Here is a 14,641-nt window from a genome sequence, read left to right on the forward strand (position 1 = left end):
ACTGTGTCTCATGTGGACAGAAACATTTGCCGCCCTGCACTATGGCGCCGCCTTGCTGGTTTCGATCCGGGTGCTTCTGCGCCCGAGGCTCGAACCGACGGTGCGGCTCTCGTGGATCCTTGTGATCGAATTGGTGCCGCTGGTCGGCATCATCGCCTATATCCTCTTCGGCGAGATCCGAATGCGCGGGGCCGAGGTCCAGAAGATGGCCGATGTCCGCGACCGGCTGTCAGGCAGCTTCCAGCCAAGCCCCGAGCTGATCCGCGACCCGCCCGACTATGCCGCGCCGATCGTCGCCACCAATGAGGTGATCGGCGGCATGGCTGCGGTTTCGGGCAATGCCATGGCGCTTTTGCCCGAGGATGACAGCGCGATTGACGCTTTGGTCGACGCGATGGATCAGGCCGAGGATCACATCCACATCCTCTTCTACATCTGGCTCGACGACACCTCGGGGCGCAAGGTCGCCGAGGCGACGATCCGGGCCGCCGGGCGCGGTGTGCGGGTGCGCGCGATCATCGACGCGATCGGCTCGCGCGCTTTTGCCCATAGCGACAGCTGGGCGCAGATGAAGGCGGCGGGCGTCGTTTGTGTCGAGGCGCTGCCGCTGGGTCTGCCGGTGATTGGCGCGCTTTTCCAGCGCATGGATCTGCGCAATCACCGCAAAATCGTGGTGATCGACAATGCCACCGGCTTTACCGGCAGCCGCAACTGCTCGGACAAGGCCTTTGCGGTCAAACCGAAATTCGCGCCTTGGGTCGATATCTTCATGCGCATCGACGGGCCGGTGGTGCGCCAGATGCAGGTGATCTTCCTGCAGGACTGGATCAGCTATACCGGCGAGGATCTGGGCGAGATGCTCGACCTCGTGCCCGCGATCTCGGAGCCCGGCGTCGCGGCGCAGATCGTGGCGACCGGGCCGGACCGCCGGCAGGGCTCGCTGGCGGATTCGATGACCGCGCTGGTCTATGGCGCGCGCGAGCGGCTGACGATCACGACGCCCTATTACGTCCCCGATGCCGCGCTGGATAGCGCGATCCGGGCTGCCGCGCGGCGCGGGGTCGAGGTCACGATGATCCTGCCCGAACGCAATGACTCGCTGGTGGTTCAGGCGAGCTCGCAAGGGTTCTACTATGGGCTCGTAAACGCGGGCGTGCGGCTTTACCTGTTCAAGCCGGGGCTTTTGCACGCCAAGATCATCACCGCCGACGGCCGGATGGCGATGATCGGCAGCGCCAATATGGACCGGCGCAGCTTCGAGCTGAATTACGAGATGAACGTTTTCGTGATTGACCGGGATGTGACGGCCAGCCTGGTTGCCCGGCAGGAGACTTTCATCGCACGCTCGCGCCAGCTCAGCCGCGAGGACATCCTCGGCTGGTCTGTCTGGCGGCGGCTGCGCAACAACCTTCTGGCGCTGGCCGCACCTCTGTTGTGAGGAGAACGATGATGTCGGATGCACTATCTCGCGAGAAAATCGTCAACGGGGCGGCGCTGCTGCCCGAAGAGACCGTGCGCGATCTGCTGGGCGCGCTGGATGGCTGGGTGCTGACCGAGGATGGCAAGGCCATCGAATGCCAGCTGACCACCAAGACCTTCCTCAAGGCGCAGGCGCTGGCTGCGCTCGCTGGCGGCATCGGAGAATTGGCGAATCATCACCCCGATCTCAGCTATGGTTGGGGCTATTGTCGCATCCGTTTTTCCACCCATTCAGCGGGGGGCGTGACGATGAATGATCTGATATGTGCGTCACGGCTGAACAGCGTTCTTTAAAATATTCTCGGCGAATGCCCGCTGGCGAACGAATAGTCTGGTTTTAACATTAACTAAGACTGGAAAATCCTGCCCAATCAGGACTAAGCGGATGGATATCGGGCGCCGATCCTCAGCCCGATGCCCTGCGAGTCCCTGTCGGATCGCGCGGCGATCAGGGGTATCGACGGACAAGGACTGACATGGCGCTGCCTGCCCGCACATGGTTTGATCGGATCTTGCGCGAGCGGGCCAACCGCCGTTGGGCAGAGCTTGCAGATGACAAACAGGGACTTGCCTCGTCACGCAAGCGCATGTTGCGCGAAGAGGCTCTGGTCCTGCGCCGCAAGCTCGATCAGTTCCTGCAACGCACCGACCGTCGCGCCGAGATCTCGGGCGAGGCTCTGGATGCGATCAACCTGCCGATCGGCACCGATTGGCGCTGGCGTCCGGGCTTTATGACCGCGCCGATCGTGCCGGAAGGCGTGGTCTCGCCGGAAAACGGGGCGCGTCTGGGGCAAGAGGCCGCGGTTTGGCATGACTGTGCCGAGCGCGCGTTGATCCTTGAGCAGATGCGCAACCACCGCGCCACCGATCTGGCGCCCTTCGGGATGCGGATGGAGATTTTCGCCTTCGCGGGCAGCTTCCTGTCGGTCTCGATCGATCTGCCGCAAGACGCACTTCAGGGGTTGACCCGCAACTACGTCCTGCGCCTCGAGACCGGGCTTGCGATCGAGCGCGAGATGAGCGTTTTCGCGCGGCTGAACATCGCCAACGGCCCGAACACCGACCAGATTCTGGTCAAGCTCGATGACCTTACGCCGGATGCGCAGGGCCATCACATCACCGAATTCGATCTTGCGGCGACCGAGATCGACGAAAGACGCCTTCAGAAGATCTGGATCGACCTGATCTTCGAACGGCCCACCATGAACGCGCTTGAAGTGCGCGAACTCTTTGTTTCACGCCATCTGCGGGCCGAGTTTTAGGCGCGACGCGGCGTGACGAAAGGAAGCGGGACATGAACAGTTTCGAATCGCTTGGGGTCAAGGCCGGGTCGTGGCAGGGGATCCTCTCAGCCGCGCAGGAACCGCGCCGTCTGGCGCTGATCCATCTGGGCGAGATCGTCGCCCGGGGTGAGCTGCAACCCTCGGGCGAGGGGCAATGGCGGGTCAATTGCCCGCTGCCGGCCGAGCGTCTGGCCGATGGCGTCCAGACCTTCCTGCTCTTTCAGGACGAGGGCGAGGGCAATGAGCCGCTGCAGCCCGGTGCCGCCGAGCTGGCCAGCCTGCCGATCATCACCAGCAAGCTGATCAACCACGATATTCAGGTCGAGGTCGCGCTGCTGAAATCAGAGCTCGACCTGCTCAAGCGCGAGCTGCGCCGGGTGGCGGCCGCTCAGCGCGACCAGTAGCCGTAGCGCGCGACCGGAGCGAAGCCCAGTTTCTCATAAAGCGCGATCGCGGGCGCATTCGCGGCGGTCACGGCCAGCGCAAGACGGCTGGCGTCGTGATCGCGCGCCCAATGGGCCGCGCCACGCAACAGCCAGTCGGCCATGCCCTTGCGGCGCATCTTCGGCTCGACCTCGATCGCATGGATCATCGCAACATCGCCATCGGCGGCGACAAAGGCCGAGGCCGAGGCATGATCCTCGATCCGACCCAGAAGCGAGGTATGGGGCAGGGGAGCGACCCTTTCCATCGCGGCCTGACGCGGGCCTGCGATATTGCCCTCGGCCCAGATCTCGCGCTGGATCGCCAAGGGCGGCCAGATCGGAAAAACCGTGACCAGTGGAATCTCGCGGTCGGTGAGCTGCGCGGCCTCGACCGCCATGACCAGCGTCGGGCGGTCCTGGCGAAAGCCGCGCGCGGTCAGGGCGTCGGCCAGCGCGGTTTCCTCGGACCAGACGCGGAAGGTCTCGGGCTGGTCCCAGTCGCGCTGAAGCTGTGCGGCGGCCTCGATCCCGTCCGCGTGCCAATCGGGCCCGAGCGCGCGCGCCGAGCTGATCCGCCCGCCGCCACCCAAACCGCGTCCGACGCGAAAGCCGCCAATGTCATGGTATTCGGCAGCGGGCCAGGTGGTCTCGAAAGCCTGGGCAAGCGCGGGATCGAGGGTCATGGGCAAAGCTCCTTCAAGGGGCGAGGCGGTCGCGCAGTGCCGACATGGCCGCGCTCACACGCGCGCCGTCGAGCCCCCGGATCACCAGATTGGTGCCGTAACTATCGCCGCGTTTGAACGGATAGGAACCGAGCGAAAGGTCCGGGAACTCGCCTGCCACGGCGCGCAGGGGGCCTGCGACATCGGATTCGGGACGCAGGACCTCGAGCGCCTCGCTGACGGTCGGGCGACCCTTGGCGAGCTCGGGCTGGATCGCCTCGACCATGGCGACAAAGACATTCGGCACCCCGGCCATGACATAGGTATTGCCGATGTGAAAGCCGGGCGCGGCCGAGACCTTGTTCTCGATCAGCCGCGCGCCATGCGGGATGCGCGCCATGCGCAGCCGGGCCTCGGTGATCTCGACGCCGCGGCTTTCCCAGTTCTCGGTCAGGATGCGGCGGGCCTCGTCATTGTGGGAAATGCCGGTGCCGAAGGCCTTGGCCACCGCATCGGCGGTGATGTCGTCATGGGTCGGCCCGATGCCGCCCGAGGTGAAGAGCATGTCATAGGCGCCGCCGAGCGATTTATCGAGCGCGCGGATCGCGGCGACGATCTGATCTTCGTCATCGGCGACAATGCGGACCTCGCGCAGATCGACGCCAATGCTGTTGAGAACCTGCGACAGATAATGCGCATTTCCCTCGCGGGTGCGGCCCGACAGGATTTCGTCACCGATCACGAGAATGGCGGCTGTGGGGTTGTCCGACTGCATCTGAAGGCCCTCCGACCTGAAATCTGATCTCTGCGAAAGGTATAGGTCGGCCTGCAGGACTGGAACAAGGGGCGCGTGGGGGCTATCTGTGGGGGCAACAGAATGTGAGGACGCGATGAACGACGGTCGGATGACGAAAGAGGGGATCCGCATCCACGATCCCCAAGACTTCAAGGGTATGCTTGCGGCAGGGCAGATCACGGCGCAGATTCTCGATGAGGTCGGCCCACTGGTCCAACCCGGCGTGACCACGGCAGAGCTTGACGATTTCATCCGCCGCCGCGTCGAAGAGCTGGGCACGGTGAGCGCCACGATCGGCTATCGCGGCTATCAGCACGCGAGCTGCATCAGCGTGAACCATGTCGTCTGCCACGGCATCCCCAGCGAGAAGATCCTGCGCGACGGCGATATCCTGAACATCGATGTGACCGTGATCTTGGACGGCTGGTTCGGCGATTCCAGCCGGATGTATGTCGCGGGCAAGGCCAATCGCAAGGCCGAGCGGCTGATCAAGGTCACCCATGACAGCCTGATGAAGGGCATCGAGGCGGTGCGCCCCGGCGCGACCTTTGGCGATATCGGCCATGCCATCCAGAGCTATGCCGAAGGCTTCGGCATGTCGGTCGTGCGCGATTTCTGCGGCCACGGCCTTGGCCGGACCTTCCATGCGCCGCCGAACGTGCTCCACTATGGCCGCTCGGGCAAAGGGCCGGTTATCGAAGAGGGCATGTTCTTCACGATCGAGCCGATGATCAACCTCGGTCGCCCCGAGACCAAGGTTCTCGCCGATGACTGGACCGCCGTGACCCGCGACAAGTCGCTGTCGGCGCAGTTCGAGCATTCGATCGGCGTGACGGCGGATGGTTGCGAGATCTTCACGCTGTCGCCGGGCGGGGTGTTTTACCCCAATCTCGCCGAGTGACCCGCGTTGCGTGACTAAGGTAGGGTGCGGTTCGACCGCACCCTTTTTAGTCAGATCGGCCGGTCGATGTTGTTGTAGATCTGATCGAGCTGGCCCTGACGGCGCTTGTAGGCGTCGCGGATGCAGGCAACATCGGCCTTGCAGGCCTGGCGCTGTTTCAACCAGCTCGCCTGATCGTCCATCATATTGCCCCGCACTCCCATCGCAAAAAGCCCCGCGAGCAGATGCAGCGTCGTGACCATGCGCACATCGGCGTCATTCAGGTCGCGATTGGCGCAGATCGCCTTTTCATCCGGCGCGAGCCCGGTCTTGGTGCAGTTAAAGCTGGCCGCGGCCCCGGGATTGGGGGCGAGCAGCAGGGTCAGTGACAAAGCGGAGAGGATGGGGCGCATGGCGATCTCTTCTTTGGGTATTTGGATGATGAAGAACGCGGGCGCGGCTTAAAAGGGCGCGCTTAGATCCGGCGGATCGTATCGCCGGGGATGAAGGTCGGGGTCAGCGCGACGATGCCGTTTTCGGGGGCGGCTTCCTTGCCGGAGACAATTCTTGCCGCGCGGCGACCGATGTCGATGCGGCGGGCGTCGGTCGTGGCCAGACGCATCGGCAAGCCGTCGAGCAGCTCGACCGCATTGAAGCCCGCGAGGCCGAGTTTGCCGGGGATGTCGATGCCTTGTTCGAGGCACCAGATGAGCCCGCCTGCTCCGATCATGTCATTGGAATAGTAGAGGAAATCGAGGTGCGGCTCGCGTGCGAGGATGCGCTGGGTGAGCTCTCGGCCCTTGAGAAGCGAGGAGCCGCCCTGGTAGAACTCTCGGGCGGCGAGCGTTACCCCGGCTTCGGCGAGGCGCTCTTCGAACCCCGCGAGGCGTTTGCGGGCGCGGTGGTCTTCGGGCATATGCGTGCCGATGAAGCCGATCTGGCGGTAACCGGCCCTGAGGATCTCTTCCGCCATTTCGCGACCCGCGCGGCGATGGGAAATGCCGACAGCGGTGTCGATCGGATCGCCGTCAATGTCCATGACCTCGACCACCGGGATCGCGGCATTGTCGAGCATCGCGCGCGCGGCCTTGCTGTGTTCGAGCCCGGCCAGAATGACGCCCGTCGGTCGCCAGGAGAGCATGTCGTAAAGGACCGCATCCTCGCGCGCAGGGGAGTAATGCGTGACCCCGACCACCGGCTGGAGCCCGGTGTCATCGAGCTCGGCCGAGATGCCGCCGAGGACCTCGGGAAAGACCATATTCGAGAGGGAGGGGATCACGACGGCGACGAGGTTGACGCGCTGGCTCGCCAATCCGCCCGCGATCTTGTTCGGAACATAGCCAAGCGTGCGCGCGGCGGTCAGCACTTTTTCCCGCGTGGCAGCCGAGACATCACCACGGTTGCGCAGCACGCGGCTCACGGTCATTTCCGAAACGCCAGCGGCTTCCGAGACGTCGCGCAGCGTCAGGGGGCGGGGCGGGCGTTTGGGCGACATGAGAAATCCATGGATGGGAATAAAGTTACCGTTAGCAAAGCGCTCGGCTCGCGGCAAGCTTGCCAATCCCCACGCGCGCAGGCAAAAGAAAGGCGGCGGTCCCGTGGCTCAACTGGATAGAGCAGCCCCCTCCTAAGGGGCAGGTTACAGGTTCAAGTCCTGTCGGGATCACCAAACCAGCATCTTTTGCTTGCCATGATCTGCTTGCCCGCAAGATATCACGATGGGATTTCATGCTTTTAGGGTAAGCGCCGCCGCCTTGGATCGCTCAGCGTTACACACACATGGCTCGCGCTTCGGCGCGTCGCTCCCAGGGGCCAACAAACGCGCGCCGATCCATCAAAGTCGCAGCCCAAACAGGCCATCGCTTCGCCGCCAGAAGCCACCGGGCCAATCCGGGCGTGCCAACACCCCAAACAAAAAGGCCGATCCCGCAGGACCGGCCTTTTTGTTTGGAGCGGGCGATGAGATTCGAACTCACGACCCTAACCTTGGCAAGGTTATGCTCTACCCCTGAGCTACGCCCGCACTCCGTCCCGGTAACTCTCGCTGCCGGTGAGGGGTGATCTAGAGGATGACGCGCGCACTCGCAAGTGAAAAACGCATAGCATCTGCGCGATCTGCCGCGCTTTCTTCATCACCCAAATACCCATGAAATCGTGCCGGGAGGCGCTGATCCAGGCCCCGGAAAAACAAAAGGCCGATCCCGCAGGACCGGCCTTTTTGTTTGGAGCGGGCGATGAGATTCGAACTCACGACCCTAACCTTGGCAAGGTTATGCTCTACCCCTGAGCTACGCCCGCACTCCATCCCGGTAACTTTCGCTTCCGGTGAGCGGTGATGTAGGCGAGCCGGGCCGGGGCCGCAAGCGAAAAATGCGAGAGAGGGGCAAAAAGCGCGCCAATCTGCTCTTTCGCGAGCGGGGGAGGGGAGAGGCCGTGGCCTCTCCCGCAGGATCACTCCAGCTCGACCAGCAGGTCCTTGGCGTCGATCTGGGCCGCAGCGGTGACGTGAACCGCCTTCACCACGCCGTCGCGGTCGGCATGAATGCCGGTTTCCATCTTCATCGCTTCGATGGTCAGCAGCAGATCGCCGGTTTTGACCTTCTGGCCAACGGTTGCCACCACCGAGGCGACGACACCCGGCATCGGTGCCCCGATCTGGCCCGGGTTGGCTGGGTCGGCTTTCGGGCGTGCCTTGGTCTGGGCCTTGATCAGACGGTTCGGCACGCGGATGACGCGCGGCTGGCCGTTCAGCTCGAAGAAGACCTTCACATCGCCGTTCTCATCGATCTCGCCGAGCGTCTGGAACAGGATCTCCAGCTTCTTGCCCGGATCGATCTCGACGGTGATCGCCTCGCCCGGCTGCATCCCGTAGAAGAAGGTATGGGTCGGCAGGGTGCGGACCGGGCCATACATGCGGTGACGGCCCATGTAATCGAGGAAGACCTTCGGATACATCAGGTAGCCGTTCAGGTCCTCGTAATCGATGGTCATGCCTTCGAGCTCTTCCGAGAGCTTGACGCGCGTCGCTTCCAGATCGACCGGCGGCATCGAGGCGCCCGGGCGCGTGGTCAGCGCGGTTTCGCCCTTCAGGACCTTCTTTTGCAACGCGGCGGGCCAGCCTCCGGGCGGTTGGCCAAGGTTGCCCTTCATCATATCGACGACCGAATCGGGGAAGGACACTTCGGAATTCGGATCCTCGACCTGCGCGCGGGTCAGGCCTTGAGCCACCATCATCAGCGCCATGTCGCCGACAACCTTGGACGAGGGCGTCACCTTCACGATATCGCCGAACATCTGGTTCACATCGGCATAGGTCTGGGCAACCTCGTGCCAGCGCTCTTCCAGCCCCATCGAGCGCGCTTGCGCCTTGAGGTTGGTGAACTGGCCGCCGGGCATTTCGTGCAGATAGACCTCGGAGGCGGGCGATTGCAGGCCCGATTCGAAGGCTGCATATTGCTCGCGCACCGCTTCCCAATAGTTCGAGATCGCGCGGATCGCGGCGATATCAAGCCCGGTGTCGCGATCGGAATGGCGCAGAGCCTCGACCACCGAACCCAGAGCGGGCTGCGAGGTCCCGCCCGAGAAGGCATCCATGGCCGCATCGACCGCATCGACGCCCGCTTCGGCGGCGGCGAGGATCGAGGCTCCGGCAATGCCCGAGGTGTCATGGGTGTGGAAGTGGATCGGCAGGCCGACCTCTTCCTTCAGCGCCTTGACCAGCACGCGCGCCGCGCCCGGTTTCAGAAGGCCCGCCATATCCTTGAGGCCCAGCACATGGGCGCCTGCGTCACGCAGCTGACGCCCCATGTCGACGTAATATTTCAGATCATATTTGGCGCGGGCCGGGTCAAGGATATCGCCGGTATAGCAGACGGTGCCTTCACAGATCTTGCCCGATTCGACGACCGCATCCATGGCGACACGCATGTTCTCGACCCAGTTGAGGCTGTCGAAGACGCGGAAGACATCGATGCCGGACGCGGCGGCCTGACGCACGAATTCCTGCACGACATTGTCGGGATAATTCGTATAGCCGACGCCATTCGAGGCGCGCAGCAGCATCTGGGTCATCAGGTTCGGCATCCGCTCGCGCAGGTCGCGCAGGCGCTGCCACGGGCATTCCTGCAAGAAGCGGTACGCCACGTCGAAGGTCGCGCCGCCCCAGCATTCGACCGAGAAGAGCTCGGGCAAGTTCGCGGCATAGCTCGGCGCGACCTTGATCATGTCGAGCGAGCGCATCCGGGTTGCCAAGAGCGACTGGTGGCCGTCGCGCATGGTCGTATCGGTCACGAGCAGGCGCTTCTGGTCGAGCATCCAGTCCGCAACCGCCTTCGCACCCTTTTCCTCGAGCAGCTGGCGCGTGCCGGGGGCAGGGGCGGCTTTCGACGCGGGCGGAATCGCCTTGCGCGCATCGGCCGGAGGCTTGGCGCGGCCGGTCGTCTCGGGGTGACCGTTGACGGTGATATCGGCGATATAGATCAGCAGTTTCGTCGCGCGGTCGCGGCGCTTGCGGAAGGTGAAGAGATCATCCGTCGTGTCAATGAACTTGGTCGTATAGGTGTCATTGAGGAAGGTCGGGTGCTTGAGCAGGTTGATGACGAAGTCGATGTTCGTCGACACGCCGCGCACGCGGAATTCGCGCAAGGCCCGGTCCATCCGCGCAATCGCCTTTTCCGGCGTCTGGGCATGGGCGGTGACCTTCACCAGCAGCGAATCATAATAGCGCGTGATGACGCCGCCTGCGTAAGCCGTGCCACCGTCCAGACGGATGCCATTGCCGGTCGCCGAGCGATAGGCGGTGATGCGGCCGTAATCGGGAATGAAGTTGTTTAGCGGATCTTCGGTCGTCACGCGGCACTGCAGCGCATGGCCGTTCAGATGAATGCCGTCTTGGCTGGCGATGCCGGTCGCCTCGGCCAGAGTCGCGCCCTCGGCGATCAGGATCTGGCTTTGCACGATGTCGATGCCGGTGACCTCTTCGGTCACGGTATGCTCGACCTGAACGCGCGGGTTCACTTCGATGAAGTAAAACTTCTGCGAATCCATATCCATCAGGAATTCGACAGTGCCCGCGTTCTGATAGCCGACCGCGCGACCGATCTGGAGCGCGAGATCGCAGACCTCGGCGCGCTGCGCGTCGCTCAGATAGGGGGCGGGGGCGCGCTCGACAACCTTTTGGTTGCGGCGCTGGACGGTGCAGTCACGCTCGAAGAGATGGTAAAGACCGCCATGGGTGTCGCCCAGAAGCTGAACCTCGACGTGGCGAGCGCGCAGGATCATCTTTTCCAGATAGCCCTCGCCGTTGCCGAAAGCGGCCTCGGCCTCGCGACGGCCCTCGCGGACCTTTTCGACCAGCTCACCCTCGGCATTGATCGGACGCATCCCGCGCCCACCGCCGCCCCAGCTGGCTTTCAGCATCAGAGGATAGCCGATCTCGCCAGCTTCGCGCTTGATCGCGTCGAAATCGTCGCCCAGCACCTCGGTCGCCGGAATGACCGGAACACCCGCGCGGATCGCGACCTTGCGCGCCGAAGCCTTGTCGCCAAGCGCGCGCATCGTGTCCGAGGTCGGGCCGATGAAGGTGATCCCGGCGGCGGTGCAGGCATCAACGAAATCGGGGTTTTCTGAAAGGAGCCCATAGCCCGGATGGATCGCATCGGCACCCGATTCCTTGGCGACGCGGATGATTTCGGGGATCGAGAGATAGGCTGCGACCGGGCCGAGACCTTCGCCGATCAGATAGGCCTCATCCGCCTTGAAGCGGTGCAAACCCAGCTTGTCTTCCTCGGCATAGACCGCGACGGTCTTTTTGCCCAGCTCGTTCGCCGCCCGCATGACGCGGATCGCGATTTCCCCACGGTTCGCAACAAGAATTTTGTTGAACACGCGCTCACTCCCTTCAGACATAGTGGTGGCATCCTTCACGATGCTGCGCTGCAGCGCAAGCGCGGCGAAAGGATTAACGAAAAATTTCAATACCGATCGGTTCAGCGCCGCGCGCCAAAGAAGTCCTGCAGCAAGGTTTTTGATTCACTGGCGGAAAAGCCGGAATAGATCTCGGGTCGGTGGTGGCATTGGGGATGATCGAAGACGCGGGCGCCATGCACGACCCCGCCCATTCTTGCGTCATCCGCGCCGTAATAAAGCGTCGCGATCCGCGCCGCCGAGATCGCTGCGGCGCACATCGGGCAGGGCTCGAGCGTCACCCACAGGACCGCGCCCGGCAGCCGCTCGGATCCGAGCTTGGCGCAGGCCGCGCGAATGGCCAGGATTTCGGCATGGGCGGTCGGGTCTGACAGCTCGCGCGTGCGGTTACCGGCGCGGGCGAGTTCGCGGCCCTGAGCGTCCAGCAAAACCGCGCCAACCGGCACCTCGCCGCGCGCCGCTGCGATGCGGGCTTCGGCCAGAGCTTGCGGCATATGGGTCAGGAACGGCGTCGCGGTCATGGCAGCTATTCATCAAGGATTACGCTTTCGTGCAAGAACCGCTTTGCGCTTTCCCGCGTTGGGCGCTAGATCAGCCACCTTTACCACCGCAGCGATGCGCAGGAGATCGCCATGACCGACGAAAATTCCACCCCCGAAACCGAGGGGACTGTCCCCGCTGCGGAAACCTCCGCGGAAGAGACCTCTGCCCAAACGACCCCTGCCGCGGACGAGACCGCCGCGCAGCAGGATCAGGCTTTTGCCGAGGACGCCGCAGAAGACGATTCTGACGAGGCCTTCGAAGACGGCGCTGATGACGAAGACGCGGATGCGTTCGAGGACGACTCCTTTGAGGATGAGGCGGAAGAGGACACTCTCGACGCAGACGATGAGGCCGATGAGGCCGAAGACGCGCCCGAGGGCGAGCGCATCGCCAAGATGATGGCGCGCGCCGGTGTGGCCTCGCGCCGCGAAGCCGAGCGCATGATCCTTGAAGGCCGCGTGACGGTGAATGGCCAGAAGGTTGCCAGCCCCGCTCTGGACATTCTGCCGACCGACAAGGTCCGCATTGACGGCAAAGCCATGGAAGAGCCGCAAGAGACGCGGCTTTGGCTCTATTACAAACCGACCGGGCTCGTGACCTCGGCCTCCGATGAAAAGGGCCGCCAGACGGTCTTTGACGCGCTGCCGCGCGATCTGCCGCGGGTGATGACTGTGGGCCGTCTCGACCTCAACTCGGAAGGCCTGCTGCTTTTGACCAATGATGGCGAGCTGAAGCGCCGTCTCGAGCTGCCGACGACCGGCTGGCTGCGCCGCTACCGCGTGCGCGTGAATGGTCTGCCCAATGACCTGACCTTCGATCCTTTGCGCCGTGGCGCCCAGATCGACGGCGAGGATTTCCGGCCGATGGAAGTCAAGCTCGACAGCCAGCAGGGCGCGAATGCCTGGCTGACCGTCGGCATCCGTGAGGGCCGCAACCGCGAGATCCGCCGCGCCATGGCTCATGTCGGGCTGGTGGTGAACCGGCTGATCCGCGTCAGCTACGGCCCGTTCAAGCTGACCGGCATGGAAGAAAACGAGGTCCGCGAGGTCAAGCGCAAGGTCCTGCGCGACCAGCTTGGCAACCTGCTGACGGGTGAAGAGGAAGAACGTCCGCGCGAATTCCGCGCCCGTGGCGCCGAGCGCGGCGAAGATCGCCGCGACGACCGCAAACCCTTTGGCCGTCGTGAAGACGGCGACCGGAAGCCCTTCGCACGTCGCGAAGATGGTGACCGCAAACCCTACGCACCGCGTCAGGATGGCGATCGCAAGCCTTGGGCGAAGCGCGAAGATGGCGACCGTAAACCCTACGCGCCCCGTCAGGACGGCGACCGTAAGCCTTGGGCCAAGCGCGAAGACGGCGACCGCAAGCCCTACGCTCCCCGTCAGGACGGCGACCGTAAGCCTTGGGCCAAGCGCGAGGACGGTGATCGTAAGCCCTACGCACCGCGTCAGGACGGCGATCGCAAGCCTTGGGCGAAGCGCGAAGACGGCGACCGGAAACCCTACGCGCCGCGTCAGGATGGCGACCGTAAGCCTTGGGCGAAGCGCGAGGACGGCGACCGTAAACCCTATGCGCCCCGTCAAGACGGTGACCGCAAGCCTTGGGCCAAGCGCGAGGATGGTGACCGGAAACCCTACGCGCCCCGTCAGGAGGGTGATCGCAAGCCTTGGGCGAAGCGCGAAGACGGCGACCGCAAGCCTTGGGCGAAGCGCGAAGACGGCGACCGCAAGCCCTACGCACCGCGTCAGGATGGCGATCGCAAGCCTTGGGCGAAGCGCGAGGACGGCGACCGGAAGCCTTACGCGCCGCGTCAGGATGGCGACCGCAAGCCTTGGGCGAAGCGCGAAGACGGCGACCGCAAGCCCTACGCACCGCGTCAGGATGGCGATCGCAAGCCTTGGGCGAAGCGCGAGGACGGCGACCGGAAGCCCTACGCGCCCCGTCAGGACGGCGACCGCAAGCCTTGGGCGAAACGCGAAGATGGCGACCGCAAGCCTTACGCGCCCCGTCAGGACGGTGACCGTAAGCCGTGGGCCAAGCGCGAAGACGGCGACCGTAAGCCCTATGCGGGTGGCGGCGACAAGCGCGGGCCGAAACCTGCTGGCGGCTCGTCCTTCAAAGGGCCGCGTCCGGGCGGTAAGGGGCCGGGTGGTAAAGCGCCAGGCGGCAAAGGTCCGAGCAGGCCGCGCGGCTGAACTCGGCGCATCGACGGGACTGATACATGCCGGAAGGGTTCTCCTTCCGGCATTTTGCTTGCCTGCATGCGGAGCGAACTTGCCCGGGATAACCCGTGCCCTGCGCGAACCCTCAGCCCAAAAGCAATCGCGCCCCCTTTTGGGAGGCGCGACGCGAGAGTGACCATCCGGGGAACGACCCGCAGACGACGGTCAGAGAGATTACTTCGTCAGGATCAGCTTGCCTGCGCGGGTGATGCGCAGGTTATAGACTTGATCTCCCAGCACAATCAGCGCCTGATTGCCGCCATGGGTCAGGTCGGTCGCATCATGCTCGGGCAGACGGTTCAGGGCAGTGATCCCGGGGCGGGAAAATTCGGCAGGGCGTGTCGCGGTCATTTCCGGTCCTCTCGATGTCGCGCTATCTGTAATCTGACTAAATCACTCTGGAATGTCAAAGGGATTTTGTCGGGA

The 14,641-nt window shown here is 64.0% G+C and carries 13 protein-coding genes and 3 tRNA genes; 7 read left to right on the forward strand and 9 right to left on the reverse strand.

What is annotated here, in order from left to right; translation table 11 throughout:
* Positions 1 to 10 precede the first annotated feature (10 nt).
* From cls to JCM7686_RS02560, 4 genes are all read left to right on the forward strand, one after another.
* Positions 11 to 1,438 carry a cardiolipin synthase gene (cls, locus tag JCM7686_RS02545; protein WP_020949300.1) on the forward strand — a complete coding sequence of 476 codons (1,428 nt, stop codon included), beginning with the start codon at positions 11 to 13 and terminating at the stop codon, positions 1,436 to 1,438.
* 11 nt (positions 1,439 to 1,449) lie between these two features.
* A complete protein-coding gene (locus JCM7686_RS02550; RefSeq protein ID WP_051201502.1) occupies positions 1,450 to 1,773 on the forward strand; it encodes a 4a-hydroxytetrahydrobiopterin dehydratase in 324 nt (107 codons plus the stop codon).
* A gap of 182 nt (positions 1,774 to 1,955) precedes the next feature.
* Positions 1,956 to 2,741: a DUF6478 family protein gene (locus JCM7686_RS02555; RefSeq protein WP_020949302.1), complete on the forward strand. Its 786-nt coding sequence runs from the start codon at positions 1,956 to 1,958 to the stop codon at positions 2,739 to 2,741.
* Between the two features lie 32 nt (positions 2,742 to 2,773).
* Positions 2,774 to 3,166, forward strand: coding sequence for a hypothetical protein (locus JCM7686_RS02560; RefSeq protein WP_020949303.1), 393 nt, complete (start codon positions 2,774 to 2,776; stop codon positions 3,164 to 3,166).
* Here the strand turns inward: JCM7686_RS02560 and JCM7686_RS02565 are convergent.
* Both JCM7686_RS02565 and JCM7686_RS02570 read right to left on the reverse strand, forming a co-directional pair.
* Positions 3,151 to 3,870, reverse strand: a complete 720-nt coding sequence (locus tag JCM7686_RS02565; protein ID WP_020949304.1) for a GNAT family N-acetyltransferase — start codon at positions 3,868 to 3,870, stop codon at positions 3,151 to 3,153. The genes JCM7686_RS02560 and JCM7686_RS02565 overlap by 16 nt on opposite strands.
* A gap of 13 nt (positions 3,871 to 3,883) precedes the next feature.
* Positions 3,884 to 4,624: a competence/damage-inducible protein A gene (locus tag JCM7686_RS02570; RefSeq protein ID WP_020949305.1), complete on the reverse strand. Its 741-nt coding sequence runs from the start codon at positions 4,622 to 4,624 to the stop codon at positions 3,884 to 3,886.
* A gap of 115 nt (positions 4,625 to 4,739) precedes the next feature.
* Here JCM7686_RS02570 and map point away from each other — a divergent pair, with 115 nt between their 5' ends.
* A complete protein-coding gene (gene map, locus JCM7686_RS02575; RefSeq protein ID WP_020949306.1) occupies positions 4,740 to 5,546 on the forward strand; it encodes a type I methionyl aminopeptidase in 807 nt (268 codons plus the stop codon).
* Positions 5,547 to 5,596: 50 nt separating this feature from the next.
* Here map and JCM7686_RS02580 read toward each other — a convergent pair whose 3' ends face one another.
* Positions 5,597 to 5,938: a lysozyme inhibitor LprI family protein gene (locus JCM7686_RS02580; protein ID WP_020949307.1), complete on the reverse strand. Its 342-nt coding sequence runs from the start codon at positions 5,936 to 5,938 to the stop codon at positions 5,597 to 5,599.
* 62 nt (positions 5,939 to 6,000) lie between these two features.
* The gene (locus tag JCM7686_RS02585) at positions 6,001 to 7,020 is read right to left on the reverse strand and encodes a LacI family DNA-binding transcriptional regulator (protein WP_020949308.1); all 1,020 of its coding nucleotides are present in this window, start codon (positions 7,018 to 7,020) and stop codon (positions 6,001 to 6,003) included.
* A gap of 97 nt (positions 7,021 to 7,117) precedes the next feature.
* Here JCM7686_RS02585 and JCM7686_RS02590 point away from each other — a divergent pair.
* A tRNA-Arg gene (locus JCM7686_RS02590) sits at positions 7,118 to 7,194 on the forward strand.
* 279 nt (positions 7,195 to 7,473) lie between these two features.
* On the opposite strand, the gene JCM7686_RS02595 is transcribed toward JCM7686_RS02590, so the two are convergent.
* From JCM7686_RS02595 to JCM7686_RS02610, 4 genes are all read right to left on the reverse strand, one after another.
* Positions 7,474 to 7,548: transfer RNA gene (locus JCM7686_RS02595), tRNA-Gly, on the reverse strand.
* 200 nt (positions 7,549 to 7,748) lie between these two features.
* Positions 7,749 to 7,823, reverse strand: a tRNA-Gly gene (locus JCM7686_RS02600).
* 153 nt (positions 7,824 to 7,976) lie between these two features.
* Positions 7,977 to 11,411, reverse strand: a complete 3,435-nt coding sequence (locus JCM7686_RS02605; RefSeq protein ID WP_407946430.1) for a pyruvate carboxylase — start codon at positions 11,409 to 11,411, stop codon at positions 7,977 to 7,979.
* A gap of 101 nt (positions 11,412 to 11,512) precedes the next feature.
* Positions 11,513 to 11,971 (reverse strand): nucleoside deaminase, encoded by a 459-nt coding sequence (locus tag JCM7686_RS02610; protein WP_020949310.1) that lies wholly within the window; start codon positions 11,969 to 11,971, stop codon positions 11,513 to 11,515.
* Between the two features lie 111 nt (positions 11,972 to 12,082).
* Here JCM7686_RS02610 and JCM7686_RS25150 point away from each other — a divergent pair, with 111 nt between their 5' ends.
* Positions 12,083 to 14,188: a pseudouridine synthase gene (locus JCM7686_RS25150; RefSeq protein WP_020949311.1), complete on the forward strand. Its 2,106-nt coding sequence runs from the start codon at positions 12,083 to 12,085 to the stop codon at positions 14,186 to 14,188.
* A 201-nt stretch (positions 14,189 to 14,389) separates the two neighbouring features.
* Here the strand turns inward: JCM7686_RS25150 and hemP are convergent, their stop codons facing one another.
* Positions 14,390 to 14,566 (reverse strand): hemin uptake protein HemP, encoded by a 177-nt coding sequence (hemP, locus tag JCM7686_RS23815; RefSeq protein ID WP_020949312.1) that lies wholly within the window; start codon positions 14,564 to 14,566, stop codon positions 14,390 to 14,392.
* Positions 14,567 to 14,641: the final 75 nt, after the last annotated feature.

Origin of the sequence: Paracoccus aminophilus JCM 7686 (assembly GCF_000444995.1) — a bacterium.
In the GTDB taxonomy this organism is placed as follows: Bacteria; Pseudomonadota; Alphaproteobacteria; order Rhodobacterales; family Rhodobacteraceae; genus Paracoccus; species Paracoccus aminophilus.

Coding starts and splice junctions, on each gene's coding strand:
- cls (WP_020949300.1), top strand. CDS start 11: ATGTGGACAGAAACATTTGCCGCCCTGCACTATGGCGCCGCCTTGCTG.
- JCM7686_RS02550 (WP_051201502.1), top strand. CDS start 1,450: ATGTCGGATGCACTATCTCGCGAGAAAATCGTCAACGGGGCGGCGCTG.
- JCM7686_RS02555 (WP_020949302.1), top strand. CDS start 1,956: ATGGCGCTGCCTGCCCGCACATGGTTTGATCGGATCTTGCGCGAGCGG.
- JCM7686_RS02560 (WP_020949303.1), top strand. CDS start 2,774: ATGAACAGTTTCGAATCGCTTGGGGTCAAGGCCGGGTCGTGGCAGGGG.
- JCM7686_RS02565 (WP_020949304.1), bottom strand. CDS start 3,870: ATGACCCTCGATCCCGCGCTTGCCCAGGCTTTCGAGACCACCTGGCCC.
- JCM7686_RS02570 (WP_020949305.1), bottom strand. CDS start 4,624: ATGCAGTCGGACAACCCCACAGCCGCCATTCTCGTGATCGGTGACGAA.
- map (WP_020949306.1), top strand. CDS start 4,740: ATGAACGACGGTCGGATGACGAAAGAGGGGATCCGCATCCACGATCCC.
- JCM7686_RS02580 (WP_020949307.1), bottom strand. CDS start 5,938: ATGCGCCCCATCCTCTCCGCTTTGTCACTGACCCTGCTGCTCGCCCCC.
- JCM7686_RS02585 (WP_020949308.1), bottom strand. CDS start 7,020: ATGTCGCCCAAACGCCCGCCCCGCCCCCTGACGCTGCGCGACGTCTCG.
- JCM7686_RS02610 (WP_020949310.1), bottom strand. CDS start 11,971: ATGACCGCGACGCCGTTCCTGACCCATATGCCGCAAGCTCTGGCCGAA.
- JCM7686_RS25150 (WP_020949311.1), top strand. CDS start 12,083: ATGACCGACGAAAATTCCACCCCCGAAACCGAGGGGACTGTCCCCGCT.
- hemP (WP_020949312.1), bottom strand. CDS start 14,566: ATGACCGCGACACGCCCTGCCGAATTTTCCCGCCCCGGGATCACTGCC.